The following is a 24,390-nucleotide window of genomic DNA, read 5'->3' on the forward strand; positions in this document are numbered from 1 at the left end:
GTTTTTATAATTAATAATTTTATAACGTTTCGATTTACTATTATCTTATGCACATTAACAAAAAATTAACGACCTTTATATGAAACTTTGCAATGAAAATTTAACCATTTTTAAAGATGATCAATAAGCGTCTTCTCGTTAAAAATTTGCTCGCCCATAACGACGAAAGTACTTTTTATGACAAAAAAAGACAGTTGAATCTGCACACCAAAGAAGGGAAAGCAAAGTTTTTGAAACACATTTGCGCGCTTTCCAATTCCAACCCCATGAACAATTCCTATATCGTGGTGGGTGTAGAAGACATGGATAACGAAATTGTGGGGGATGATTTTTTTGACGACAGCCGTATTCAGAATCTTGTGAATGCTTTTTTGGACAATCCGCCGAAAATCCAATATGAAAACGTGCCGTTCCCCAATCTGCCGAAAGACAAGGTGGTCGGTCTGGTTACCATCAAACCGAACAATAAAATTTCCTCATTCAAGAAAGGCATCCATACCATTGTGGCCAAAAGCGTTTTTGTGAGACGCGGCAGCACCACTACTCCGGTGGAAAACACGGCGGAAATTCCGATGTCGATTAAAGCGAAGAATCAGAATGCCGAAACGGTCATCAGCATCGAAAACAATTCACGCAACAGCATTGCCCATACGCTGGAAGGGGTGATTGATTTCATGAACAACCGTCACAGGGACATGAACCCGAAATACAAGGTGTTTAAGGAGCTGTTTGTGGTGTGTTGGGCCGGAAATAAGAAAAGAATACGCGACAAAACGTTTTATTCCCGGGTTGACATCGAATTAATCAACGAACAGGTGAAGCTTTTTTACTCGGCTTTGGATGAAATTACGGTGGACTATTCTGAGAACGATTTTACGATAACCGAATATGTTCCGTTGGGGCTGAACGACAGGACCAGTTATTATCCTCTGGAAAAAGTTACACTGCATTTCTATGAAAACGGATATTACAAGATGGAGACGGAATTGCTCTTTGAACCGCCGCAATACAACCGGAAGATGCTGTTTCACATTTACAATTCGAATCTTATCCTGCTGAGCAAACTAGAAAAAGGACTGGCATTATCGGCTCGGGAGGAGAAAGATCTGGAAAATCTGCCCGCCACACTGATGATCTGTTACTTTAACGGTTTTGAGGAGGCAAAACACAAACTGATTGACGCCAAACCATTTCTGAAAGCCTTCAAAAACCCTTCGATATACGTTTCCTTTAAGGAGGTGATGCGCATTTTGCGGAAAGTGAAATACAATTAGGGGTTTAGATTCTCCGCCATTACTCTTAAGACCAATAGGATCACTGTAGCAATTATTTTTATCATCTAATCAAACTCATTAAGTCCGTATAGGATTTCTTTCATTTTGGTTCCGTTGACTTCCACCGGCTTGTAGGCCACGTTGAATTTATTGATGGCCACATCGATATCCGATTTGAGTTTTTTGTATTCGAGGGGAAGTTTGGTTTCGCATTGCTTCTCGTTCTCGTAACTGTTGAGGATAATTTTGAATTTCTCGTAGAATTTTCCGCCCTGATCGATGAAGTTGTTGTACTGCGTTATGAACTGCAACAGCCTGTCGATGGGAAACTCGATGTTGACCTGCATTTTGTACTGCGAATTCCCTGTAGCGGTCTTCATCTTGGAGAGGTAGTCTTCCATTTTTTGGGTGATGGACTCCCAGTCGTCGTTGGTTCTGCAATTGTCTAGTGAGGCGCTGTACCCGATGGGTTTGGTGTAATCCTTGAAAAGCAGTTCGATTTCCTGTTTGATCTTGTCGTTGCTCGTTTGCAGAAAAGCGGTTTCGAAATAAATGGTATTGAGGTCGTTCTGCATCCGAAGGGTAAAATCGAGTATGCATTCCACATCGGCAATTTCCTTGTCCTTTTCGGCTTTTGTCAGGCCCGACGTTATCATGTTGGTGAACGTCTGCACTACGGAAACGATGGTATTAGTACCCAATACAGAAGTTAAATCAAGGCTTGTTTTCTTGTCTTTTTTGGCGTTTACTACTTCTTTTAACTTGCTGTATTCTGGGTACTGATTAGGGTTTGATATTTTATTGATCTCGTTCAGTGTTCGTACCGAAGCGAAGTGATGGTCTAAACTCAGCACTTTCTCGTATAAGGTTTTGATAATCTGCAGCCCTTTGAGGTAGCGGATTTTGGAGATTTCATTGTTTGTTTCATTTTGAAGCAACAAAAGCTGTTCCCTGATTTGGTCTTTTTTAATCAGAACATTTATTTTCTGTTCCGGATTGGTTTCAGAAACCAGACTATTACTGAGCTGCTCCAACTGATGGTGGAACTGCCAATATTTATCGTTATGCGTTTTCTGAAGGTATTGCAACTCGAGTTTCATTTCGGCAATCACCTCATTTGGTTCTTTTTTTATGTCGAAAGGAGTATTGGATTGCATTTGTTGGGTTAACAGACACAGCAGCAACACGAATTGACAATGTAATTTTTTCATGGGAACAACGATCTATTTCTCTTTTTAACCTTCCGACAACGTGAGGGTTACCGCAACCTTATCTTTTGAGAATTTAAGCGGATAATTTCCTTTCTTCAACAGGTCGTATTTGGTATCAACACCAAGATAAAGCAAAGTGTCTTTGTCGAAAATAAAATCCTCATCCTGGATAAACTCAAGGATTTCTTCCGGTGTTATTTTAGCATACTCCTTTCCGAAAAACAACAATTGTTCATCAAGAGAAAGTTTATTGATTTCTATCTGAATCAAAAGAGTATTGTACGATTGCTTTGATACATTAAAATTTTTCATACTGGTTTTATTGGTTTCCGAAGATAGCGCTGTGCAGATTCCCAGACCGCCGATACAGCTTCTGCCGCGAATATCGAGTTCGAGTTCTTTTGCTTCGGTTTGGGCAAAAGAAAGCGCAGGCAACAACAAAGTTGCCCATAAATAGTTCTTTTTCATTGGATTGTTAATTAAGGTCTAAAGCGAACGATGTTCGAAAACGACAGGTCAAATCAGTTGAGTGTACTAAGAATCTTTTCTTCTTCCTCATTTAACAGTATGCTGTTTTTGGTCTTCCAGAATTCTTCCGTAAAATGGTTTCCGGCGCTGAACAGACTTCGTTCCTTATGTCTTTTGCTTCGGTCAAAATCGAATTCGCCTTCCTTGTAGTCGGAAACCACCATGTCGCTCATGAATTCGAAAGTATCCTCAAAATCCCCTTTAAAATTGATGTATGCATTTAACTTATTCTGATTGTATACCAAAATATACTTTTCACCATCAATTCGGTAACCTGCTTTTCTGTCCTCTTCATATATTTTAAAACGAAGAAAAACAATATCAATATCCATTGCATAAATCTTGTGCTTGGGTGACTTTTTAATATCCATTTCCAGAATCAGTTTTGTTTTGGCATCGAACACCACCGTCCCCATGTACAAATGAAATTCCACGTTTTCTTTAGGAAGTATTGTAACTATTTCAATAGAGTTGCCTTGATCATCTGTTTTGGTTTCAATCTCAAAGTCATAACTTGTGCTGTTTAAAATACGTTTAATATTCTTAAAATTATAGGCTTCCGCTACCGCATCTCTGACATCATAAAGGTAAAATGATTCCCGCTTTTTTTCCTTTTCGTCCGAAGGCGCATCCGTCAGTTTTACAGCCCGGGACTGATTTACATACAAGTCCGACGCACCGCTTTTCCTTTTAATATTGTAATCCAACAATCCGTCCGAAAAGCTGCTATATTCTTCATTGATTTTCACAAACTCCCTGTAATAGGTATTGAGTACGATTGATTTTTCTAGTTTTTCTTTTGAACTTTTGACGGCATCCGCTAACAATTCCTTAACCGGTTTGGATCGGACAATGACTTCGTTAAGTTGAAAGGATTTCGGTTCCAGATAAATTTCGACTTCAGTTTCACCTGTTTTCAAGTCATGATTGTATATTTGGTAATTCAAGTGACTGAATCGTATCGCACTGAAATCACCGGAAAACACCAATCTGAATTTCCCTTCCGAATTGGAAATGGTTCCTAAATTGGAAGTTTCAATACTGATAGAAACGCTTTCAATGGGCAACAAGGTGGTGGCGTCTTTTACAATTCCGTTTATCACCTTTGGTGTTGCAAATGTTAAAACGGAAACAAATAGTAAACAAACGATTAGGGTGTTTTTCATGGGAGTTATTAATTAAGACCTAAGTCTTCTTTTTGTTCTTTGGTCATATTCCAGTTTTCCTGAAAATCGCAGTTTAAGAGATAATAGTTTACGCTGATACCTTTTTGCTTGGCTTCTTCAAGAAGTTTCACCCAATCAAAGGCTTTCTCTTTGTTTAATGCTCCTGCATATTGTACCCACGTAATGAAAACGTTTATATCTGCATATTGTTCTGACAATATATTGCTATTAGAACTCGCTAAAAGTTGCTTCAATTGTGCCATTGTTCTAGTTGAATCTTTTTTAGCTTCACTAAAGTTTGTAAGTTCTTCGATAAAATCATGAACCTTAGCATTGCAATCGGTTGTTGATTTCCTGTAATCCACAAAGTTTCCCCTTTTATCAAAAAAAATCGCATTGGGAATCGTCAGCATTTTCTTTTTTGAAGCAGAAACGAAAGATTGCAGATTTTTAAAATAGACTATCCTAGTCGTATCCATATCATTTTTATAAAGATACTTTCTAGAAGTGGCAGAAGTTTCAATTTTTGGATCTTTGATCCCTTTGATAGTTTTTAATACCAATTTACAACTAAATAAAGATTGCAAAAGCAGAAAAAAAACAAACACTTTTCTCATATTTTGAAATTTAAATCCCAGACAAATTACATTTGCCTGGGATCAATTAATTAAAAAATCACTGAATTAATTCCAGAGGCATCAGTTACAATACTGTATTTCCCTGCCTTAATCGTATATCCTTCTTTCAAACCTACTTTATAGCAAACTTCTTTTGAAAGTGTAAAATCTTCCTCAATAATAATTGTTTTACCTCCAAAAATTTTTGCAATTGAATCCATTCCTTTTTTTGATATTTCAATCTGCAAATTACCATTTCTATTCATCATTCCTATGAAATCACTGGGTTCACCTTCTAAGGTGACATCTAATTTACAAATTCCCCACCCCGCACATTCCTTTGATGCTCTTCCAAATTCAAAATGAAAATTGAGTTTAAGAAGATTATCCCCGATAACGCATTTTTCATTAAGAACGTCCATACATTTATTTAACTCTCCACTTTTTACTGATCCACTGGCTGTAGCGTTCAAACCAAACAAAACAACAAACCCAAATACTAATTTTTTCATGATTTTAATTTTTTTCTTACTTTTTAAGATTACTAATTTTTACTTTTTAAACTTCAAATTTTTCTGCAGTAATTTGATGTTGTAAAAGTAGTATCATGAAAAAAGGGGCTGTTGTGGTTTTTCCGCAATTAATGTTAAAACTCCAAAAAACGGTAATCTTAAAAAAACATTCTGCAAACCAAAACGGTTTTGTTCTCTAAGAACCGGGCTAAAGCGGACTTAAGATTTCTCTTTTTTGAGCCGAATCAATTTCAGACCAGATTTCTGCATTCTGATTGTTTACGTACAGGATAAAAGTGCTTTTATCTTTATGCTTATTATGATATTCCTTTATCGTGCTAATAAGCTTTCGGGATGGTCTTTTAAAAAATGAATTCCAAAAAACAATGGCGTAATAGTCTGCTTTCGGCAAAGTTTCTGTAGTAACTTTTTTTCCATCGACCGTATTAATATGATCCAAAAAGAAATTCAATTTTTTATGATCATCATTTAAATCTTCGATATTAATTTTAGGTGGGAATACATCAAAACAATTGTTAATATTCCAATTCATCGCAATCGGATCATCAATATAACAATTCACAACTTTGAATATCTGATTGTAATCCGAATCGAAATACCTTACCTGAACCGGCTGCGAATCGTCTTTCACTATTTTTTTCAGTTTCGATTTATAAAGGGAATCATTCGAACTTGACAAATCCAATTTTTCAATGTCCGATATGTAATTTTTCCTTAATGATTTCTTATAAGATGCCGTATCCAAAACAAAACGGCTCCCATCTGGTATTTTTCTCTTGTCAAACTCTTTTACAATGTCTTTACTCATTAACCATTCCGGTGTTGTATCAATTCCGACTATTGAACTTTTTACCAAGTTGCAACTTGTAATAGTTGCAACTAAAAAAAGAAATATTATTTTTTTCATAGTTAAAGCAAAGAGATTTTGTAGATGTTATTATAATTTAATATTAAAATCAGATAAACCCGAGTTTTTTTGCTTCTCGGATAATGTCCTCGTCATTGCCTTTGCCGATGCAGAAATAGTCCTTTATCTTGGCCTTCCGCTTTTCCACGGCGCTTTCCGTAAGGTTGATTTCCCCGGCAATCGACTTGGTTTTAAAACCCTGCGAGATCAGCATAATGATTTGTCGGTTGATGCAGTCGAGATAATCTTCCCTTGAAAGCAGCTCTTTAATCGCCTTTCGTACCGTTTCGCTACGGTAGGTTTCTCCATCCATGATCATGTCAAAGGCCGACAAGAGTTCGTCGCCGCTGAAATCACTTTTAATCAACAGTCCGTCCGGATTGATATTCTTTACGATGTCATAAATAATAAACGACTCGGCGTGCGAAGTGAGAATAACAATTTTGGCAGCGGGAAGATGCTTTTTCACCAAAACCGCAAGATCTTCTCCAGAGTAAAGCCCTTCCTCTTCATAAGCAGGCATGCTTCTGTCGAGAAAAACCATGTCAAACTCGGGCGGATTAACCGTGTTGGTAAGTAGCAAAAAAGCATCCTTGCAATTATAACACTCGGTTGCTTCAATGGCAAGATTCCGGTTGTTATAGGCTAAGATAGTTTTGTAGCCAAGAATTTGGGAAGGATGGTCGTCTACAAACAGGATTTTAACAGTCATTGTGTTATATTTCGCACAAAAATATAAAACTATGTTATAATTGTCAAATTAATTTGTGTTCCTTTTCCTAATTCTGACATGATTGTGAGTTCGCTGTTAATTTCGGCGGCGCGTTCCTTCATGTTCTTGTGTCCGATTCCGGGTTTGATTGTTTTTGAGTCGAATCCTATGCCGTCATCCGTTATAGAAACGTTCAGGCATCCATCCTTCTCGGTCATGCTCACACAGACGTTTCTGGCCTGTGCATATTTTTCGATGTTGTGCAGCGCTTCCTGGAGAATACGGTACACTTGCATTTTCACCTCGCTGTTGATGGCATTCCAGTCGATTTTCTCGTCGGCAATAATTCTGAAATTCAGCGGTGAATGCCCCTTGATGTTATCGACCAGATTGTTGACCATCTGAACAAAATCTGACGCATCGGTAAACAGATTATGGTTCAGGTCGTGGGAGATTTTGCGGATTTCCTTTTCGATATTCTGAATTTCATCGACGTGCTCCAGACATTTGGCAATGGTTTCCGGATCGTTTTTTTTACCCAGCACAAAAAGATTCAACCGGATGGCCGTTAATTTCCCCATAACACCATCGTGAAGTTCTTTTGAGATCCGTCGCTTTTCGATTTGCTTGCCTTCTTCGATTTTTTGCTGTTGGTTGAGCATCAGTCGGTAAATTTCCTGATTGGCTTCCTGTTGCTGCTGGAGGTGTCGCAATTCCCTGTTTCTGGAACGCTGCAAACGGGAAACGTAAAACAGCAGGATCAAAACGATAAAAAACAGACTGAAGCCGAGTATCATCCAACGCTGGGCGGAAATTTTTTCCTTCTCGGCTTCCGCTATGTTTTTTTCGTTAGTGATTTCGTCGGTTTCAAATTCGATGCGGGCGAACTTATTGCGCGTGGCCCGTTCCACATCTTGCAGGCTGTCGTTGAGCGTGATGTATCTTTTGTTATAGGCCGAATCGTTGGAAGGATCAATCTTGGCCAGTAATTCGAGGGCTTTCAATTCGTCTTCGAAAACTTTTTGTTGATGAGCTGTCCGGCGAACATCATCAGCAAAAAAGAATGCTCTGTCTAGATTTTCTTTAGACAGATAGTATTCCGAAAGGTACAGCTTGGAAGTAAGCTGTACCGGAATACTTTCCAGGCTATCCCCAATTTTCAGGGTTTCGTTGAACAATTTAAGGCAGTCGCCGTCGCCTAATTTGAATTTTGAATAGGCCAAGGTATTTGATAAATAGCAGAAAAAATGTGGTTCGCTTTTTTTAAAATCATCATAACCCAAAGCTCTTTTTGATTTATGTAAAGCCTCTGAAAACAAACCTTCTTCTTGTAAAACTATAGCAATATAATTTAGAGACTGAGCTTTCAAAATAGAATACTGAGGATCATTTGTCAACTTATTTGCTAGACTTAGTGCTTTTCCATAATAGTCAATCGCGGTTAAATTATTCCCCATCCCTCTGGAAGTCTTACCAAGAGTAAGGTAACAATTATAAACCAATCTTACATCATTCTCTAAAGTAGCTCTTTTCAAAACTTTAATAATGTCTGTTTCACATTGGGAAAAATTGTTTTCGTATAAAAGTATATTTGCCTTATTGTACAAAATAATATTACTTATTTTATTCTCACCAATCTGCCTATATATTTTCTCTGCTTTAACATAATAAGTAAATGCACTGTCATTCTTGAAATAGAAAAAGTGATAATCAGCAATATTACTCAATGATTTTGCGATATTGATTGAATCTTTTTTATCGATAGATAACTGATAAATATTTCTTGATATTTTAAAAAATTCATCATACTCACCAACATTGTAGAATCTGTCAGCAACTTTTAACAAATAACCTATTGATACAGAATCTTTTTTGCCATTTAAGAGTTTGTATGCCTCCTTAGTGAAATTAAGTCTTGACGTTTTTGATAATTTGAAATCATTGGATTTTTCAATAAGAGTATTGATTTCTGATTTTTCAGATTTAGAAAGCGTAATTTCCTCTTTTCTATTACAACCAATCAAGACCATAATTAAGAAAAATAATAATATCTTTTTTTCCAAAGTAATTCAAATTGGGAGGCTAATTTAATTCAATGTTTCAATTTAACAAATATTTATTTACTTTTTAATTACTGGGACTGTAGGCGGATCAATTTCATCCTCATTCCTGGAAACCGAATCGCGCTGCATCATCGCATCGGTATAATCAACCGTTGTCGGTACGGGTTTTGGTTGTGTTTCGATTTCTTCCGCAGTACAGGATTGCAATAAGACTAAAGCGGTAAAAAAGGCAAATACAAGGGCTGTTCTTCTCATTTTTCGGAGTTGTTTTTAAGGTTACATTTTCTTTTTTTTGGTTGTCCCAAAACTACCTTTGCGCCACACGGCACCGTTGCGGATTTCCGTCAAAAAATGTTAATTTTGTAGTTCTTTTCCGTAAGATTTGACAATCCCATTTGTTTTTTGGACATTTGACTAAAAATTCAGTAAAACGATGAGCAGAACTCTGGTAATCGGTGACATACACGGCGGACTCAGAGCCCTGGAACAGGTTTTGGAACGGGCGCACGTTACGCCTGCCGATAAGATCATTTTCCTGGGTGATTTCGTGGACGGTTGGAATGATACGCCCCATGTGGTGGATTTCCTGATTGCCCTGGACAAAACCCACGACTGCATTTTCATTAAAGGCAATCACGAGGAAATGGTGTTGCAGTGGCTCTCCGAGGGCCACGACAATGAGGAATGGCGCCTGCACGGGGGACAATCCACCGTTGACGTTTACGAGGCCATTCACGACGAGATAAAAAACCGACACATCGACTTCCTTTCCCGACTGAACGACTATCATCTGGACGAACGCAACCGCCTGTTTGTACACGCAGGGTTTACCAATCAGAAAGGGGTGGAATTCGAGTATTTCCGAGGAATGTTTTGTTGGGACCGAACGCTGTGGGAAGCTGCCCTATCCATGGACAACACGCTTTCCCGAAAGGATTTATTTTATCCGAAACGCATGGCACTTTACGAAGAGATTTTTATCGGCCATACGCCGGTTACCCGCATCGGGTATTCGGTTCCGGTGAATCGGGCCAACGTTTGGAATTTAGACACCGGCGCGGCTTTTAAAGGCCGATTGACAATAATGGATGTGGATACCAAAGAATTCTGGCAAAGCAAACCCTTACCGGAGTTGTATCCGAACGAAAGGGGCCGGAACTAAATACAATAATCTTAATTTAAAACTAACTCAAATAAAACAATGAAACACTTATTAACCTTTCTGGCATTTTCTTCCCTTACTTTAACTTATGGACAGGCTTATAGCGGAAAAGGAGACCAGAAATTTCAACTTGGCGCCAATCTTCAGGATCATGCTTCCGGAATTGTAACTACTTATGACCATGGTTTAGGAGAGAACATCTCTTTAGGTATTGGCGCAACTTATTTATTGAGTGTTGATGGTGATGCGTCGGAATTTGAAGATGAGTTTGACTTAAGGGCACGTTTTAATGCCAATATTGCTAATGTTATTGGGATTGAAGAGAAATTAGACATTTATCCCGGTCTAAACTTAGGTTTGCGAAATTTCGGCGGTCATTTGGGTGCGCGTTATTTTTTTACCAAAGGATTCGGACTCTTCTCGGAATTCAGTTTCCCGATAAAAAGCTATGACGGCAATCCCGAAGGTTACCAAAAACTTAACAACCAGGCTGTCTTTTATGTTGGAGCCAGCTTTAATTTATAATCCATAAAAACAACTATCATGAGCGTAATAGAAAAAAAATTAAAAGACCGAAGTGACTCAAAATGCGAATTGTGTGGTAACCCGCATGATTTGGTTGTATATAATATCCCGCCTGATTCTAAAGATACGCTGAACGACAGCATCCTTGCCTGTAAAACCTGTGTGGGACAAATCGAGAACCCGGAAACCACCGATCCGAACCACTGGCATTGCCTGTCTGACAGTATGTGGAGCGAGTATTTACCGGTACAGATCGTTTCCTGGCGTATGCTTACCCGTTTGAAAAAGAACGACCTTTTGGAGATGATGTATCTTGACGAAGAAGCGTTAGAATGGGCAAAAGCAACGGGAGAAGGTGACGACGACGAGGGTAAAATCGTTCACAAGGATTCTAACGGCAATATTTTATTCGATGGGGACTCTGTGGTATTGATTAAGGATTTGGACGTTAAAGGCGCTAATTTCACAGCGAAACGCGGTGCGGCGGTACACAACATCAAATTGGTTTGGGACAACGCCGAACAGATTGAAGGAAGAGTGGAAGGACAGCATATCGTTATCCTTACGCAGTATGTGAAGAAGACGAAGTAATTTCGATATTATGTAATAAAAAACCCCGATTCAGTTGAGTCGGGGTTTTTGTTTTTAATTTCTGACAACCATTTCTTTCTCTTGTAATATCTTTAAAACTTCTTCGAAATTTCGTTTATCATCTTTGAATTCGATGGTAAAATTATATCTCGCCAAAGGATCAACCGAAGAATATTTGTCTTTTAAATCACGGTCAATTAGAGCTAAATCCATGAGCATTCTGATGGTGGCGTTTTTCACAACCATTTTGTTTGATTCATTGGTAAGCGAGATTGCATTCGAAGCAAAAACAGGTACCTGCTGGTAGGATACTTTTACCTTGCCCTGCTCTATGACCTCAATTTCTTTGGAAACAAACTGAAGACTTAACAACATCGAAGCTAACGCAATAAAATTCCAAACTCCATGAACAAGCATAGCTGTCCTTAGGCGACTGTTCAATGTAACCCATGTTAAAAAAAGGCCTGCCCCGATTTGAACCATTACAAATGGATTTCCCTGAACTGCAAAATCTTTGGCACTGTAATGAATCAATCCAAAAACAAGCGCATTACTGATTACGAAAAGAACAAAGATTATATTGTTTCTAAACTTAAAGTAAAGAATTGTCAAAACAACCATCAAAACTAGAACTAAAGAAGCAAATACAATTGAATAATTTGAATAAAGTGCCGAACTTGAAATACTTAAAAATCCAATTAAAGCAATTGCTCTCATTTTATTGCTGTTTGAGAAGAAACCTCTAAAGGATAGTTCTTCCAAGACAGGCATTATGACAGTCCCGATTACTATAAAAACAGGTATCTTTACCCCTTCAAAAAAATCTGCACTACTAACTGGTGGCTTTATTTCAAGAAAAAAAGACATCAAACCAAAGGCAGTTCCTAAAATTATAGCTAAAATGAGTATCCAGTTGTGACGGAAATTTGTTGAAGTTTCAAACATTTCGATTGAATTTTTAAATTAATTAACAAGCCAACGCCAGCAAAAAATGATAAGAGTTAACCATTGGCTTCAAAAAATTTAGGGCTTTGGTTTACATGTAACAGAGCATGAACTACTAAAAATACCACTTGTAATTGTTACAGTAGGAAGACCTCCTGAATTAAGACATGAATTAATTTCTGCTTGACAAGGAGGAGTATCATCAAACAATATATTAAGAAGTGTAAAGGTGGGGCCAATCATCCAACACGACACACAAAATTTTGCCTCTTCTAATGTTTCAGAATCAGCATAATACTCGATATTTTCGAAAAGTTCACCATTACTAGTTAAAACATTAAACACTATTTTATCCTCTTCAACTACGATATTTCGAATTTTAAAAAATTCACTACTATCTTCAACATTGGAAACGATGACCTCATTTTCTGTTTCATCAATCACATAATCAATTTCTTCATCATAGTCGAAATCATATTGCAAACTATCGTTAACATATTTACTATATCCTATTTTATTAATCGTAACCGTCTTATTTTCAAATTCTAAACTTCCATATTCAGATGATATTCTTGCAGTTAGATTTGATGACTCATTTTGACTTTTAGTTGGTTCTTCATTCCCCTCATTACTACAAGAAGTCACAACCGATACAGTAATCAATAGCAATGGAAGTATCTTTAAGAATAATTTTTTCATAATTGTATCTTATTTTGATTTTTATTTGCAAATCACTGTACACGAAGCGGCTTGAAACCAACCATTGTCGATAATCGTAATTGATTTCACACCACCAGATCCACAAGCAGATATAGCTTTATTACAATTTGAATCATACGAATCGGAAGTCATATCTACTAAAACACCTGCAACAGTTGTAACAACAATATATACACATTGCCAACAATATTTCCCTTCAGTTAATATTTTTTCATCATTATAAAATTTAATATTGTACAACTTTTTACCACTACTCGTTTCCAAATCAAATTTTTCATAACCTTCATGTGATTCAATATTATAAAGTCTAAAAAATTCATTAGTTATTGGATTTTTAATTATCACATCATCATACTCATCAACTATATCTATATCGGAAAAATTACTATAATTGAATTCATATGAAAGGGTATCATTTTCGTACAAACTTATATTTGATTCTTCTGAAAATTTGTAAGACACATTTCCGCTTTCAATTGAATAAGTTTGTCCAATTCTACTTGTTTCTGTGACATTCTTTTCATTCTTTACTTCCTTTACTTCTTTTGCCTCATCACTTGAACAAGAAAAAGTCAATAAACTAAACACAACGAGACCAAAAATCAATACGTTTTTTTTCATAATTTTGTTTTAATATTTAATTTACAGCAGTCTTACTTTATGTCGCCAAACATTATTAATAGTAAGGCTGCTTTTTTACAATGGTTGAAAACTCTATTCGAATAAAAAGCCCAACCTTTCCTTTTTATTCGTTGCCGGTTATTTACTTCAAACCTTAAAACACTCGCCCATTTCAAAGCCTTTTGAAATTCCAACTTTTTAATCGAGGCCTCTTTTAAAAAGTTCAGCAAAGCAAAAAAAAAAAAAAAAACGGTTGGTCAAAAGAAAAAATACAAATTTACTTACGGTTTTCAAGAATCTCACAAAGCAAAAATATTGTGTTAAATATGTTATTTTTTTCCTACAAAACAAAAAGCGTAGTTTTAAGCGGGAAAACCAGAAAAAAAGCCACATATTGTGATGAAAAAAAATATTTATTAATCAACAATTTAACAAGTAATGACGTTGCGAGCGGTACACAACATCAAATTGGTTTGGGACAACGCCGAACAAATTGAAGGAAGAGTGGAAGGACAGCATATCGTTATCCTTACGCAGTATGTGAAGAAGACGAAGTAATTTCGAGACTATAAAATAAAAAACCCCGATTCGTTTGAATCGGGGTTTTTTATTTTAATTTTTAATAACCATTTCTTCCTCCTGAAGCAGCTCTATAAGGGCTGCGACATTTCTTTTATCATCCTTGAATTCGATGGTAAAATTATAGCGTGCCACTGGAACAATTGAAGAATACTTCCCTTTTAAATTAGAATCATATAAAGCCACATCTAAAAGTGATTTAATTGTTGTATTCTTGCCAATAACTTTATCAGGTTCATAATTGACTGTAGTGTTATTGGAATCCAAAACCGGCACCTGCTGATAGGAAATTTTCACATTATCTTTTTCAATCACCGTTGTTTCCTCCGAAACAAACTGAAGGTTTATAAGAAAATTGGTTAGTAACACTAAATTCAAGGCGCCATGAAAAACCATAGCCATCGTTAACCTGCTGTTGATTGTAATCCACGTAAAAAGCAAACCCCATGCGATTTGCGTCAATACATACGGATTCAATTGACCGATAAAATCTTCGGCGCTGTAATGAATCAACCCAAAAACAACCGCATTTGTGATAACAAAAAGAACAAAAATTATATTGTTTTTAAACTTAGAATAAAGCGTTATCAGGACTAAAAAAATCAGCGCATTGGCCATGGCAAAACCAATGGAATAATTCGAGTAAAGCACCAGACTTGTATAGGATAAAAATCCAACTAAAGCAACCTTTTTCAATTTGCTATTATTGGAAAAGAACCCTCTAAAGGAAAATTCTTCCAGAACGGGAGCAACAACGGAACCAAATACCATTAAAACAAGTATATGTTTTCCATCAAACTGACTGACTCTGCTAGCAGGCAAATCAACATCTAAAAAAATAATCATCAGACCAAAAACAGCGAGTAAACTAATCGCTAAAACGGGTATCCAGTTGTGACGGAAATTTGCAATTTTTTTTAACATAAGCATTTTTTAAAAAATAAAATCCGACTAAGATAAGTCGGATTGCAATATTACGTTTAATCTTATAAAAAGCAAATTCTAATTTTTATTGTGGTACAAGCTGAACCATAACATTTTGCGGAATAACATGACAAACATCCGCGGTAACAACAATGGTTTCAGAAGTATAAGTCTGATAGCCTTCTTTGGAAACCGTCAGCACATAACTGCCTTGTCGTTCCCAGGCACCGGAAAAAATATCCGAACCGGGGATAAGTTCCAGTGTTTCAATATAAGTTCCTTCCGTAGCCACTACAGTAACGCTTTCGGTCAGCACCGCATGAGTCACGGCGTCATGAACCGTAACATTGAGTCCGGCTCTCGCCTCTTGGGTACAATTCACCTGGCCGTTATCATCGTCATCGTTGCATTGATTGGCCATCAGAAAAGGAAACAGGCACAGCAACAGGAGTATCTTTTTCATCAGCAAACGCTTTAAATTCTCATATAAAATTGCATAAAAAAACCGACTTATGAAAGTCGGTTTCTCTTTATTTATGACAATCGATTAAAAATCAAATTTGATTCCCTGCGCTAACGGAAGCGCCGTTCCGTAGTTAATCGTATTGGTTTGTCTTCTCATGTAGGCTTTCCAGGCATCTGATCCTGACTCACGGCCACCACCGGTTTCTTTTTCACCACCAAAAGCACCACCAATTTCCGCACCGGAAGTTCCGATGTTTACGTTAGCGATACCACAATCGGATCCGGCAGCAGAAAGGAACAATTCCATTTCTCTCATGTTGTTGGTAAAGATGGATGATGATAATCCTTGAGGCACACCGTTTTGAATTGCAATTGCTTCCTCAATCGTGCTGTATTTCATCACATACAATACCGGAGCAAAGGTTTCGTGCTGAACGATTTCGAATTCGTTTTTCGCTTCGATGATGCATGGTTTTACGTAACAACCGCTTTCGTAACCTTCACCTTCCAGAACACCGCCTTCAACGATGATTCTTCCGCCTTCGGCTTTCGCTTTTTCAATTGCGTTTAAGTAATCCTGAACGGCACCTTTATCAATAAGTGGTCCAACGTGGTTGTTTTCGTCTAATGGGTTTCCGATTTTCAATTGTCCGTAAGCGTTTTTCAACACCTCTAACGTCTTGTCGTATACACTTTCGTGGATGATTAAACGACGGGTTGAAGTACAACGCTGTCCTGCAGTACCTACCGCTCCGAATACCGCTCCTACCAATACCATGGATAAATCGGCGTTTTCTGAAACGATGATCGCATTGTTACCTCCCAATTCAAGGATAGTATTTCCGAAACGTTCCGCCACCGTTTTTGATACGTGACGACCGATTCTTGTGGAACCTGTGAACGATACCAACGGAATACGTTTGTCGTTATTGATTAAATCCCCAGATTCGTTACCAACTACTAAACAGCTGATACCTTCCGGAAGATTATTTCTTTCCAAAACCGTTTGGATGATGTTTTGACAAGCCACACCACACAAAGGTGTTTTTGAACTTGGTTTCCAGATACAAACGTCACCGCAAATCCAAGCCAACATAGTGTTCCAAGACCAAACGGCTACCGGGAAATTGAACGCCGAAATGATTCCGACAATTCCGAACGGATGCCATTGCTCGTACATTCTGTGCATCGGACGTTCAGAGTGCATCGTTAAACCGTGCAGCTGACGGGACAATCCTACTGCAAAATCACAGATGTCAATCATTTCCTGAACTTCGCCAAGACCTTCCTGAAGGCTTTTTCCCATTTCAAAAGAAACCAGTTTACCAAGGGCTTCTTTATTTTTACGCAACTCCTCACCCATTTGGCGAACGATTTCACCACGTTTCGGAGCCGGCAGCAAACGCCATGTTTTGAACGCTTCTTCTGCTGCGCTCATGGCCGTTTCGTAATCTTCTTTGGTCGAAGATTTTACCTTTCCGATCAATTCGCCCGTTACCGGAGAATACGATTCGATAATTTTCCCGTTGGAAAACCAGTTGGAACCTGTGGAAGTTCCTTCATTTATTTCTTTTAAGCCCAGTTGTGCCAAGGCTTCCTGAATACCAAATTGGTCTACTGCTGTTGTTATCATTATTATTATTTAAGTCGGTTTTTTTATATTTTTTGCAAAGCTACGTTTTTTTGTTAAATAAATAATATTCTATTCGTTAAAACTAACCAAAAGAAAATCAGGTATTTACCCCAAAAACAGGTGTCACTTTGCCACGAAACGCTGATCGGTTTCCATTACCGTACCGCATTCCGTACAGGTCCGCAGGCTTTCCGAATTGTAGAAATGCTGAAAATGCGGCAGAAAATCCTTTTCGATGTCGTTCAGTTCAAAGTAAACCTCATACAATTTATGATTGCAATGCTCACAATGCCAGAGCAATCCGTCAGTAAAACCTCTTCCGGCTCTTTTTCTTTCGATGACCAAACCGATCGAACCTTCACTGCGCACAGGCGAATGCGGTACACGGGCAGGGTGAAGATACATGTCACCTGCTTTCAGTTTCATTTCCTTACGCTGACCATCTTCCTGAATAATTACTTTTATATTACCTTCCAATTGGTAAAACAATTCTTCAGTTTCATTGTAATGGTAGTCTTTACGCGCATTTGGCCCGGCGACTATCATCACAATATAATCTTCGGATTCTACGTAAATATTCTTATTACCTACCGGCGGTTTGAGTAAATGTCGGTTTTCATCAATCCACTGATTGAGGTTGAAGGGTTTTTGGATAGCCATATTTTTACTTTTTGCTGAGCTAATTTACGAAAATAAAAAGGCCGACTTTCGCCGACCTCATTATTTTTATTTTGCTTCTTTTATCAAGTAAATATACACCGGGAAGTGATCACTGAAACCGACTTCTGTTAAAGTATGTCGCAATGGATATCCCTTATATTGCCCTGTAGTAGTAATCAGGAAAGGTTTGTTGTAAATACCCGCTTTCCAGTATTTCCATGAGGAGTAATCATTTTTAATCAACGGTTCGGTAACCATGATGATATCGAAGATATCCCACGCATCACGATATCCGATGGTTCCCATTCCCTGATTGGCCATATTTTCGAAAGGATTGTAAACACCCAATGGTTTCACATCATTCTTTTTCCCTTTGGCACCAATTACTTCTCTGACACTTTTATTAAAACTGCCATCATTCAAATCACCAAGAATGATCACTTTCGCATCGGGTTTGATACGTTGCAATGAATCCGTTATCTTCTTAGTTAAGGCCGCAGCCGCTTCTCTCAAAGGAGCACTTTTCTTTTCACCACCCGAACGCGAAGGCCAGTGACAAACAATCACATTAATTTCTTCTCCGTCTAATAAACCGGTAACCAACAATTGGTCGCGGGTGTAGATTCTTTTGGTTTTGACATCTGCCTGTGAATTATCATCTGTCTTTTCTTCCGAATCTTTTTTATCTTTCTTATCACCGTTTTTTTCATAAATCATCAAGGGGATGTTTTTATAACTCAACGGTTGGAAATTTTTCTTTTTATAAAGCAAAGCCACGTCGATTCCTCGTTTGTCAGGCGAATCGAAATGCACAATACCATAATCTTTGTCGATTAATTTTGGCTGTTTTACCAAATCTTCCAGAACACCTCTGTTTTCGATTTCACTTCCACCAATCAAAACCGGAGATTCCTTCTGATGGTCGCCGGTTCCCAATTCAGCCAAAACCCGGCTTAAGTTTTCAAGTTTCTTTTTATACTTCTCAGCAGTCCAGTTTTGCGCTCCGTTCGGCAGCCATTCCTCATCGTTGTTTGCCTGGTTTATGGTATCGAAAAGGTTTTCAAAATTGTAAAACGCGACTGTCTGCACAGCAAATTTTTTATCTTGTGCAGTAACTGAAAGTCCACTCAGAAACAAAACGAACAGAATAACAATTCTATTTCTCATAAGGTAATAATCTATTTATATTGAACACAACTTTTTTAGAAGTCAGTCAGTGTCTAAGTGCTTACAACCAAACGAATAGCCGGTAAAAACAACAAAAAACCATCAATGACTTTTTATTTTCGGGCAACAAATGTAACACAATAATGCTAAAATGTTTATTTTCTGTAGTGTTAATAAATTTTTATTAAACATATTGAAGTCCGTTTAAAAAATACTACACATGCAAATTACTGACTAACAGTGTATTAAATTCCTATTAAATCGAATATCTCACAAATTGTGAAAAATTTATGATTAAGTTATGATTAAGATATTGAAAATTTATAACAAGATCATTGCAAGTTGTTGTAAAACATGTAAATTTGCGCCCCTTTGTATCTTATTCTTTAATAAACAAGGGATTAACCTTAATTTTTAATATGAGAAAATTTGTAATTTGTACATTACTTGTAATGCAAGTTGCTTTCGCCTGGGCGCAACAAAATCCTGCCGTAAAAGGTAAGGTTGTTGATTCGAAAACCCAGAAAGCATTACAAAATGTTGTGGCAACCATCCAAAGCACGAATCAGTCAACGGTGACTAACGCTCTGGGTGAATTTGTTTTCACAACAGCAGTCGAGGGCAACCAAATCCTGCTAATCCGTACCAGCGGCTATTTACCACAAACGTTTACAATTGAAATTAAAAAAGGGGAAACCCTGGATTTAGGCGTTGTGGTTTTAGAAGAGGATGTTACCACAGAGCAACGATTGGCCTTAGTAGTAATCACCGATAATGATTTAGGCGATGACAACAGCGGTTCCGAAAGTACTTCCGGACTGTTACAGGCTTCGCGAGATGCTTATCAACAGTCGGCAGCTTTTAACTGGGGTACCGCCCGTTTCAAAATCCGTGGTTTGGACAACGAATACGGAACTACCATGATTAACGGGGTGGTGATGAACAAACTATACGACGGCCGTCCGCAATGGAGCAACTGGGGTGGTTTGAATGATGCCATGAGAAATCAGGAATTCACCATGGGTTCCGGACCTTCTGACTACACATTTGGTGGTATATTAGGTACACAGCAAATCAGTACACGCGCTTCTTTTTACAGACCGGGAACGAGAGTCTCTTTCTCAAGCACAAACACAAATTACAGTTGGAGAAGCATGGGAACTTATGCCTCGGGCATGAACAGTAAAGGATGGGCCTTTGTGGTTTCCGCTTCCAGAAGATGGGCCGAAGAAGGATATTTTGAAGGAACTGACTACGCTGCGAATTCGCTTTTCGCCAGTGTTGAAAAAAGAATCAACGACTATCACAGTTTGAACTTCACTTCCATCTATGCTCAGAACAGCAGAGGAAAAAATTCGCCAAACACGAATGAAGTTACCGATATGGCCGGCGTAAATTACAACTCCTATTGGGGATGGCAAGACGGTAAAAAAAGAAATTCCCGTGACAAAGACGTACAGGAACCCATCATGATGTTAAGTCATTATTGGAAACTAAACGAAAAAACCAGCTTAAACACGAACGTGGCTTATCAAACGGGAACTGTCGGAAACAGCAGGATTGACTTCCAGGGCGTAAACAACCCGGATCCGACCTACTACAGAAATCTTCCAAGCTATTATCTTTCACAATACGAAAATGACCCTGCCATTGTAAACGCAAACGATCCGTCTGCTTATTTACCGGGCGGTTTGGGAGGTATCCATACCCCTGATTTAGTAAACGCTTCCGACCCACAAGTGGCTACTTTCCTTGATCCGAACAAAAGACAAGTGGACTGGACGGCAATGTACGATGCCAACGCAAAGTCTGATGCTGGAAACAGCCTTTATGTATTATACGAAGACAGAACAGACGACACACAATGGACCGCAAATTCCATTTTAAACTCGCAAATAGCAGACAACATCACATTAAATGCCGGAGCCACTTTCAGACATTTAAAGTCACACAACCACAAGTACCTATTGGATTTAATGGGAGGTCAATATTATATTGACACCAACACTTTCGGATCCAATGAAAATCAGATAGAATCCGATTTGAATAATCCGGGCAGAACTGTAGGAGAAGGCGATTCGTATGGCTATAACTACAATTTATATGCAACTGCCATTGATGCTTTTACGCAATTTAAATTCACTTACAGAAAATTTGACTTCTATCTGGCGCAGACATTTGCACGAAACGAATACCAAAGAGAAGGTTTGTACCGAAACGGATATTACCCATCAAACAGTTTCGGCGACAGCAAAAAAATTGCCTTTGACAACTTTGGCTTCAAAGGAGGACTGACTTACAAACTTTCCGGTAATCACTTGTTCACGTTTAACGGGGTAAGAATGTCAAAAGCACCTACCATGAGAAATACGTTCCCGAACGCACGTGTGAACAACAATATTGTTCCTGGTTTGCGTAACGAAACCATTTCAAGTGCTGATGCAAGTTACATTTTCAGGTCGCCAAAAGTAAAAGCACGTATTACCGCTTTTTATGCCAAAACGGAAAATGCAACCGAAACCTCTTTCTTCTTTGCTGACGGTGTTACCGTAGACGACGGAAACCCTGAAACCGCAGACGAATCCAGTAACTTTGTGGCTGAAACCGTAACAGGAATCAACAAGAAAAACATCGGTGCCGAATTCGGAATTGAATATCAGCTGACTTCAACCATCAAGGCTACAGCCGCAGCTTCTTACGGAGAGTACACTTACGACAACAACCCGAATGTAGCCTTAACTGCCGATGAACATGGATCGAATGCCAATTTGGCACCGGTTACCAACTACGGGGAGGCAAAACTGAAAGATTATTTCCAGGCCGGTATGCCGCAAAAGGCAGCATCATTCGGATTGGAATACCGCGATCCGCATTTCTGGTGGATTGGTGCCAACATTAACTATTTAGCAGACCGCTACTTAGATATTGCCCCAATTTTAAGAACTGATAATTTTTTCCGTAATCCGGAAAGCATGAACGGCCAACCTTTCCCTGAAGCTACAGAAGAAAGAGCAAGACAATTACTTAAACAAGAGAAATTTGACGATTTAACATTGGTTAACTTAACCGGAGGAAAATCATGGAAAATAGGGAAACAACTGGTTGGTTTCTTTGCTTCGGTAAACAACTTATTCGACATCACGTACAAAACAGGAGGTTACGAGCAGGCAAGAAACGCATCCTACAGAGAACTTAACCAAGATGTTTCCAGCGGTACGCCGGCATTTGGCCCTAAATATTTCTACGGTTACGGAAGAACGTACTTCGTTAACCTTTACATTAACTTCTAATTTTAAAAAAATGAAAACAAGAATTATAAAATCAGCCCTTTTATTCACGTTCTTGGGAACGGCTTTAACCGGATGTGTAAATGGTGACGATTACAACACGCCTAACTTGGAATGCATTGAAACGACTTTGGTAAAAACCAAAGAGGTATCCGAAATCCCTGCAGCAACAGAAGTGGCGCAATACCAGGAAGACGATGTTATCGAAGCGTATGTTACTTCCAGTGACGAAGCCGGTAATTTCTTCAAATCGATTTCATTCCAGACATTGGACGGTTCGAAAGCCTTCAGTGTGCCGACAGAAATGACGTCTTCATTCGTCGATTATCAGCCGGGTAAAAAAGTGCTTATCAAAATGAGAGGACTTTACACGGATATCAGTGACGGAGGTATGCGAATTGGTGGAATTTACGTTGATGGCGGCGTGGCTGAAGTTGGTCGTCTTACCCTTTCCCAAACCAGAAACGCCCTTAAAAGCTCATGCACAAGAGTTGACGAAGAACAATTGGTAAAACATGTCAGTCTTGCCCAGTTAACTGCGAATACCGACAGTTACTTAAACAAACTGATCGAAGTGGACAATGTACAGTTTTCAGATGCTGCCATGGGGAAACATTATTATGAATCCAACAACGATCTTGGATCCGGAACCAACCATTACATCACGGACAGAACCGGTACGCAAATGGTTTTCAGAACTAGTTTGTATTCGAGATTTGCACATAAATTGGTACCGTTTGGAAGCGGAAAAATCAGAGGTGTTTTAACGCGTTTTGGTGACACGTATCAGTTTATGGCTCGTTATGAAAGAGACGTTATGCTTGATCAAGAACGTTTCAACTTGGCTGATCCTTTCTTTTCAGAAGATTTCCAATCGGCTACCAACAATACCAACCTGAACATTCCGGGATGGGTTAACTTCGCTCAGGCAGGTAACGATTTGTGGAGAGAGAAAACCTTCACTACAGCCGGAGTAACCAATGGTTATGCGGAATTCAGCGCGTTCAATTCGGGAGATGCTTCCAATATCGTTTGGTTAGTGAGTCCGGCCATCAACCTTGGAGCTTATACTACTAAAATCTTAAAGTTTGAAGCTTGTCAGCACCACTTGGATGTAGATTCCCCTAACAACCGTATGGAAGTATTGGTTTCAACGGATTTTGACGGCACAAACGTACTTACGGCTACATGGACAACTGTTCCTTACAATGCTCCGGTAAAAGCAACGGCTTGGTATGAATTCCTTACTTCTACAGTTGATTTATCGGCATACAGCGGAAACATTTATGTAGCCTACAAATTTAAAGGATCAGGAACCGATCAAACTTTAGACGGTGCGTTCCAGGTGGATAATGTAAAAGTATACGGTTTTTAACGACTAAGAAACATGAAAAAAATATTTAAAATTTCCCTTGCTCTGGCACTGTTAACATTCAATGTTTCTTGTGAAGATGACGACGACGTGAACTTTGTACAGCAAAATTATCTGGCAGGAAAATGGATTCCAGTTGAGATGGGAACCTTAGACGAGGAAAACATCCTGGATTACCTTCCCTATGAAAATGATGCTGAATGCGATCTGGATAATTTGCTTCTAAATGAAGATTACAGTTTCAACCATACGGATTTCCGATACAACGGTACAAGCTGTGAAAGTGAAGTTATGCAAGGGGAATACCGAAAAGAAGGAAGAACGTTGATTTTAACAACAACTGAAGAAATTGACGGCATACCGACCGAAGTGGAAACTACCCGAAACCTGGTATCCTTAACCTATGATACTATGGAAATTTCTTATACTGATGAAGACACTAACGAAGTAACCTTCCTGAAGTTTCAAAAAGCAGAATAATAAAATATCATATCTTTAAAAAAGCGTCCAAAATAGTTGGGCGCTTTTTTTATTTCTGCCTATATATCCCCGAACCTACAACAAAAAAAGCACCCCATTACGGAGTGCCTTTTTATTTATAACCATCTACAGACTGTGACTATTTCTTCACAATCATAAACTCAGAACGTCTGTTTTTAGCATGTTCTTCGTCCGTGCATTGGTCGCATTGTACTTTTAGTTCGCTTTCGCCGTATCCTTTTCCTGAG

General features: G+C 38.4%; 24 protein-coding genes and 1 pseudogene. 8 read left to right on the plus strand and 17 right to left on the minus strand.

Annotation, left to right across the window (positions count from 1 at the left end; genetic code table 11):
- Positions 1-116 precede the first annotated feature (116 nt).
- Positions 117-1,274, plus strand: a complete 1,158-nt coding sequence (locus FLJC2902T_RS05830) for an ATP-binding protein (RefSeq protein ID WP_023578849.1) — start codon at positions 117-119, stop codon at positions 1,272-1,274.
- A 65-nt stretch (positions 1,275-1,339) separates the two neighbouring features.
- Here the strand turns inward: FLJC2902T_RS05830 and FLJC2902T_RS05835 are convergent, their stop codons facing one another.
- From FLJC2902T_RS05835 to FLJC2902T_RS05875, 9 genes are all read right to left on the minus strand, one after another.
- The gene (locus FLJC2902T_RS05835) at positions 1,340-2,485 is read right to left on the minus strand and encodes a hypothetical protein (RefSeq protein WP_155958859.1); all 1,146 of its coding nucleotides are present in this window, start codon (positions 2,483-2,485) and stop codon (positions 1,340-1,342) included.
- Positions 2,486-2,509: 24 nt separating this feature from the next.
- Positions 2,510-2,953, minus strand: coding sequence for a hypothetical protein (locus FLJC2902T_RS05840; protein ID WP_023578851.1), 444 nt, complete (start codon positions 2,951-2,953; stop codon positions 2,510-2,512).
- 53 nt (positions 2,954-3,006) lie between these two features.
- Positions 3,007-4,179 (minus strand): carboxypeptidase-like regulatory domain-containing protein, encoded by a 1,173-nt coding sequence (locus FLJC2902T_RS05845; protein ID WP_023578852.1) that lies wholly within the window; start codon positions 4,177-4,179, stop codon positions 3,007-3,009.
- An 8-nt stretch (positions 4,180-4,187) separates the two neighbouring features.
- Positions 4,188-4,796, minus strand: a complete 609-nt coding sequence (locus FLJC2902T_RS05850) for a hypothetical protein (RefSeq protein WP_035677414.1) — start codon at positions 4,794-4,796, stop codon at positions 4,188-4,190.
- Positions 4,797-4,846: 50 nt separating this feature from the next.
- The gene (locus tag FLJC2902T_RS05855; RefSeq protein WP_023578854.1) at positions 4,847-5,308 is read right to left on the minus strand and encodes a hypothetical protein; all 462 of its coding nucleotides are present in this window, start codon (positions 5,306-5,308) and stop codon (positions 4,847-4,849) included.
- Between the two features lie 208 nt (positions 5,309-5,516).
- The gene (locus tag FLJC2902T_RS05860; RefSeq protein WP_023578855.1) at positions 5,517-6,236 is read right to left on the minus strand and encodes a hypothetical protein; all 720 of its coding nucleotides are present in this window, start codon (positions 6,234-6,236) and stop codon (positions 5,517-5,519) included.
- A 49-nt stretch (positions 6,237-6,285) separates the two neighbouring features.
- Positions 6,286-6,948, minus strand: coding sequence for a response regulator transcription factor (locus FLJC2902T_RS05865; RefSeq protein ID WP_023578856.1), 663 nt, complete (start codon positions 6,946-6,948; stop codon positions 6,286-6,288).
- Between the two features lie 29 nt (positions 6,949-6,977).
- Positions 6,978-8,978: a tetratricopeptide repeat-containing sensor histidine kinase gene (locus tag FLJC2902T_RS05870; RefSeq protein ID WP_035677418.1), complete on the minus strand. Its 2,001-nt coding sequence runs from the start codon at positions 8,976-8,978 to the stop codon at positions 6,978-6,980.
- Between the two features lie 90 nt (positions 8,979-9,068).
- Complete coding sequence (locus FLJC2902T_RS05875; RefSeq protein ID WP_023578858.1) at positions 9,069-9,266, minus strand: hypothetical protein; 198 nt, start codon at positions 9,264-9,266, stop codon at positions 9,069-9,071.
- Between the two features lie 178 nt (positions 9,267-9,444).
- Between FLJC2902T_RS05875 and FLJC2902T_RS05880 the strand changes: the two genes are divergently transcribed.
- The 3 genes from FLJC2902T_RS05880 to FLJC2902T_RS05890 are packed head-to-tail and all read left to right on the plus strand — an operon-like array spanning position 9,445 to position 11,289.
- Entirely contained in the window at positions 9,445-10,173 is a 729-nt protein-coding gene (locus tag FLJC2902T_RS05880; RefSeq protein WP_023578859.1) for a metallophosphoesterase, read from the plus strand.
- 39 nt (positions 10,174-10,212) lie between these two features.
- Positions 10,213-10,698 (plus strand): DUF6646 family protein, encoded by a 486-nt coding sequence (locus tag FLJC2902T_RS05885; RefSeq protein ID WP_023578861.1) that lies wholly within the window; start codon positions 10,213-10,215, stop codon positions 10,696-10,698.
- Positions 10,699-10,716: 18 nt separating this feature from the next.
- A complete protein-coding gene (locus FLJC2902T_RS05890; RefSeq protein ID WP_023578862.1) occupies positions 10,717-11,289 on the plus strand; it encodes a PhnA domain-containing protein in 573 nt (190 codons plus the stop codon).
- Between the two features lie 54 nt (positions 11,290-11,343).
- Here FLJC2902T_RS05890 and FLJC2902T_RS05895 read toward each other — a convergent pair whose 3' ends face one another.
- The 3 genes from FLJC2902T_RS05895 to FLJC2902T_RS05905 form a co-directional block, all read right to left on the minus strand.
- Positions 11,344-12,234, minus strand: a complete 891-nt coding sequence (locus tag FLJC2902T_RS05895) for a CPBP family intramembrane glutamic endopeptidase (protein WP_023578863.1) — start codon at positions 12,232-12,234, stop codon at positions 11,344-11,346.
- A 78-nt stretch (positions 12,235-12,312) separates the two neighbouring features.
- Positions 12,313-12,933, minus strand: coding sequence for a hypothetical protein (locus FLJC2902T_RS05900; RefSeq protein WP_023578864.1), 621 nt, complete (start codon positions 12,931-12,933; stop codon positions 12,313-12,315).
- Between the two features lie 21 nt (positions 12,934-12,954).
- On the minus strand, positions 12,955-13,575 hold the full coding sequence (locus FLJC2902T_RS05905; protein ID WP_023578865.1) for a hypothetical protein: 621 nt from the start codon (positions 13,573-13,575) through the stop codon (positions 12,955-12,957).
- 450 nt (positions 13,576-14,025) lie between these two features.
- Here FLJC2902T_RS05905 and FLJC2902T_RS16010 point away from each other — a divergent pair.
- Positions 14,026-14,133: pseudogene (locus FLJC2902T_RS16010) on the plus strand (PhnA domain-containing protein); the annotation flags it as partial.
- A gap of 54 nt (positions 14,134-14,187) precedes the next feature.
- On the opposite strand, the gene FLJC2902T_RS05915 reads toward FLJC2902T_RS16010, so the two are convergent.
- The 5 genes from FLJC2902T_RS05915 to FLJC2902T_RS05935 form a co-directional block, all read right to left on the minus strand.
- Entirely contained in the window at positions 14,188-15,078 is an 891-nt protein-coding gene (locus FLJC2902T_RS05915) for a CPBP family intramembrane glutamic endopeptidase (RefSeq protein WP_023578867.1), read from the minus strand.
- 85 nt (positions 15,079-15,163) lie between these two features.
- The gene (locus FLJC2902T_RS05920; protein ID WP_023578868.1) at positions 15,164-15,541 is read right to left on the minus strand and encodes a carboxypeptidase-like regulatory domain-containing protein; all 378 of its coding nucleotides are present in this window, start codon (positions 15,539-15,541) and stop codon (positions 15,164-15,166) included.
- A gap of 84 nt (positions 15,542-15,625) precedes the next feature.
- On the minus strand, positions 15,626-17,173 hold the full coding sequence (amaB, locus tag FLJC2902T_RS05925; RefSeq protein ID WP_035677500.1) for an L-piperidine-6-carboxylate dehydrogenase: 1,548 nt from the start codon (positions 17,171-17,173) through the stop codon (positions 15,626-15,628).
- A gap of 126 nt (positions 17,174-17,299) precedes the next feature.
- Positions 17,300-17,836: a 3-hydroxyanthranilate 3,4-dioxygenase gene (locus FLJC2902T_RS05930; RefSeq protein WP_023578870.1), complete on the minus strand. Its 537-nt coding sequence runs from the start codon at positions 17,834-17,836 to the stop codon at positions 17,300-17,302.
- A 66-nt stretch (positions 17,837-17,902) separates the two neighbouring features.
- Complete coding sequence (locus tag FLJC2902T_RS05935) at positions 17,903-19,003, minus strand: endonuclease/exonuclease/phosphatase family protein (RefSeq protein ID WP_023578871.1); 1,101 nt, start codon at positions 19,001-19,003, stop codon at positions 17,903-17,905.
- A gap of 419 nt (positions 19,004-19,422) precedes the next feature.
- Between FLJC2902T_RS05935 and FLJC2902T_RS05940 the strand changes: the two genes are divergently transcribed.
- Genes FLJC2902T_RS05940 through FLJC2902T_RS05950 form a run of 3 tightly spaced genes read left to right on the plus strand, consistent with a single transcriptional unit; the run spans position 19,423 to position 24,142 of the window.
- Positions 19,423-22,293: a TonB-dependent receptor gene (locus tag FLJC2902T_RS05940; protein ID WP_035677423.1), complete on the plus strand. Its 2,871-nt coding sequence runs from the start codon at positions 19,423-19,425 to the stop codon at positions 22,291-22,293.
- A gap of 10 nt (positions 22,294-22,303) precedes the next feature.
- Entirely contained in the window at positions 22,304-23,665 is a 1,362-nt protein-coding gene (locus FLJC2902T_RS05945) for a DUF5689 domain-containing protein (protein ID WP_023578873.1), read from the plus strand.
- 12 nt (positions 23,666-23,677) lie between these two features.
- Positions 23,678-24,142, plus strand: a complete 465-nt coding sequence (locus FLJC2902T_RS05950) for a hypothetical protein (protein WP_023578874.1) — start codon at positions 23,678-23,680, stop codon at positions 24,140-24,142.
- Positions 24,143-24,390: the final 248 nt, after the last annotated feature.

This window comes from Flavobacterium limnosediminis JC2902, assembly GCF_000498535.1.
GTDB lineage: Bacteria > Bacteroidota > Bacteroidia > Flavobacteriales > Flavobacteriaceae > Flavobacterium > Flavobacterium limnosediminis.

Bases quoted from the DNA above. Each gene is read 5' to 3' on its own strand.
- FLJC2902T_RS05830 (WP_023578849.1), top strand. From the start codon at position 117: ATGATCAATAAGCGTCTTCTCGTTAAAAATTTGCTCGCCCATAACGAC.
- FLJC2902T_RS05835 (WP_155958859.1), bottom strand. From the start codon at position 2,485: ATGAAAAAATTACATTGTCAATTCGTGTTGCTGCTGTGTCTGTTAACC.
- FLJC2902T_RS05840 (WP_023578851.1), bottom strand. From the start codon at position 2,953: ATGAAAAAGAACTATTTATGGGCAACTTTGTTGTTGCCTGCGCTTTCT.
- FLJC2902T_RS05845 (WP_023578852.1), bottom strand. From the start codon at position 4,179: ATGAAAAACACCCTAATCGTTTGTTTACTATTTGTTTCCGTTTTAACA.
- FLJC2902T_RS05850 (WP_035677414.1), bottom strand. From the start codon at position 4,796: ATGAGAAAAGTGTTTGTTTTTTTTCTGCTTTTGCAATCTTTATTTAGT.
- FLJC2902T_RS05855 (WP_023578854.1), bottom strand. From the start codon at position 5,308: ATGAAAAAATTAGTATTTGGGTTTGTTGTTTTGTTTGGTTTGAACGCT.
- FLJC2902T_RS05860 (WP_023578855.1), bottom strand. From the start codon at position 6,236: ATGAAAAAAATAATATTTCTTTTTTTAGTTGCAACTATTACAAGTTGC.
- FLJC2902T_RS05865 (WP_023578856.1), bottom strand. From the start codon at position 6,948: ATGACTGTTAAAATCCTGTTTGTAGACGACCATCCTTCCCAAATTCTT.
- FLJC2902T_RS05870 (WP_035677418.1), bottom strand. From the start codon at position 8,978: ATGGTCTTGATTGGTTGTAATAGAAAAGAGGAAATTACGCTTTCTAAA.
- FLJC2902T_RS05875 (WP_023578858.1), bottom strand. From the start codon at position 9,266: ATGAGAAGAACAGCCCTTGTATTTGCCTTTTTTACCGCTTTAGTCTTA.
- FLJC2902T_RS05880 (WP_023578859.1), top strand. From the start codon at position 9,445: ATGAGCAGAACTCTGGTAATCGGTGACATACACGGCGGACTCAGAGCC.
- FLJC2902T_RS05885 (WP_023578861.1), top strand. From the start codon at position 10,213: ATGAAACACTTATTAACCTTTCTGGCATTTTCTTCCCTTACTTTAACT.
- FLJC2902T_RS05890 (WP_023578862.1), top strand. From the start codon at position 10,717: ATGAGCGTAATAGAAAAAAAATTAAAAGACCGAAGTGACTCAAAATGC.
- FLJC2902T_RS05895 (WP_023578863.1), bottom strand. From the start codon at position 12,234: ATGTTTGAAACTTCAACAAATTTCCGTCACAACTGGATACTCATTTTA.
- FLJC2902T_RS05900 (WP_023578864.1), bottom strand. From the start codon at position 12,933: ATGAAAAAATTATTCTTAAAGATACTTCCATTGCTATTGATTACTGTA.
- FLJC2902T_RS05905 (WP_023578865.1), bottom strand. From the start codon at position 13,575: ATGAAAAAAAACGTATTGATTTTTGGTCTCGTTGTGTTTAGTTTATTG.
- FLJC2902T_RS05915 (WP_023578867.1), bottom strand. From the start codon at position 15,078: ATGTTAAAAAAAATTGCAAATTTCCGTCACAACTGGATACCCGTTTTA.
- FLJC2902T_RS05920 (WP_023578868.1), bottom strand. From the start codon at position 15,541: ATGAAAAAGATACTCCTGTTGCTGTGCCTGTTTCCTTTTCTGATGGCC.
- FLJC2902T_RS05930 (WP_023578870.1), bottom strand. From the start codon at position 17,836: ATGGCTATCCAAAAACCCTTCAACCTCAATCAGTGGATTGATGAAAAC.
- FLJC2902T_RS05935 (WP_023578871.1), bottom strand. From the start codon at position 19,003: ATGAGAAATAGAATTGTTATTCTGTTCGTTTTGTTTCTGAGTGGACTT.
- FLJC2902T_RS05940 (WP_035677423.1), top strand. From the start codon at position 19,423: ATGAGAAAATTTGTAATTTGTACATTACTTGTAATGCAAGTTGCTTTC.
- FLJC2902T_RS05945 (WP_023578873.1), top strand. From the start codon at position 22,304: ATGAAAACAAGAATTATAAAATCAGCCCTTTTATTCACGTTCTTGGGA.
- FLJC2902T_RS05950 (WP_023578874.1), top strand. From the start codon at position 23,678: ATGAAAAAAATATTTAAAATTTCCCTTGCTCTGGCACTGTTAACATTC.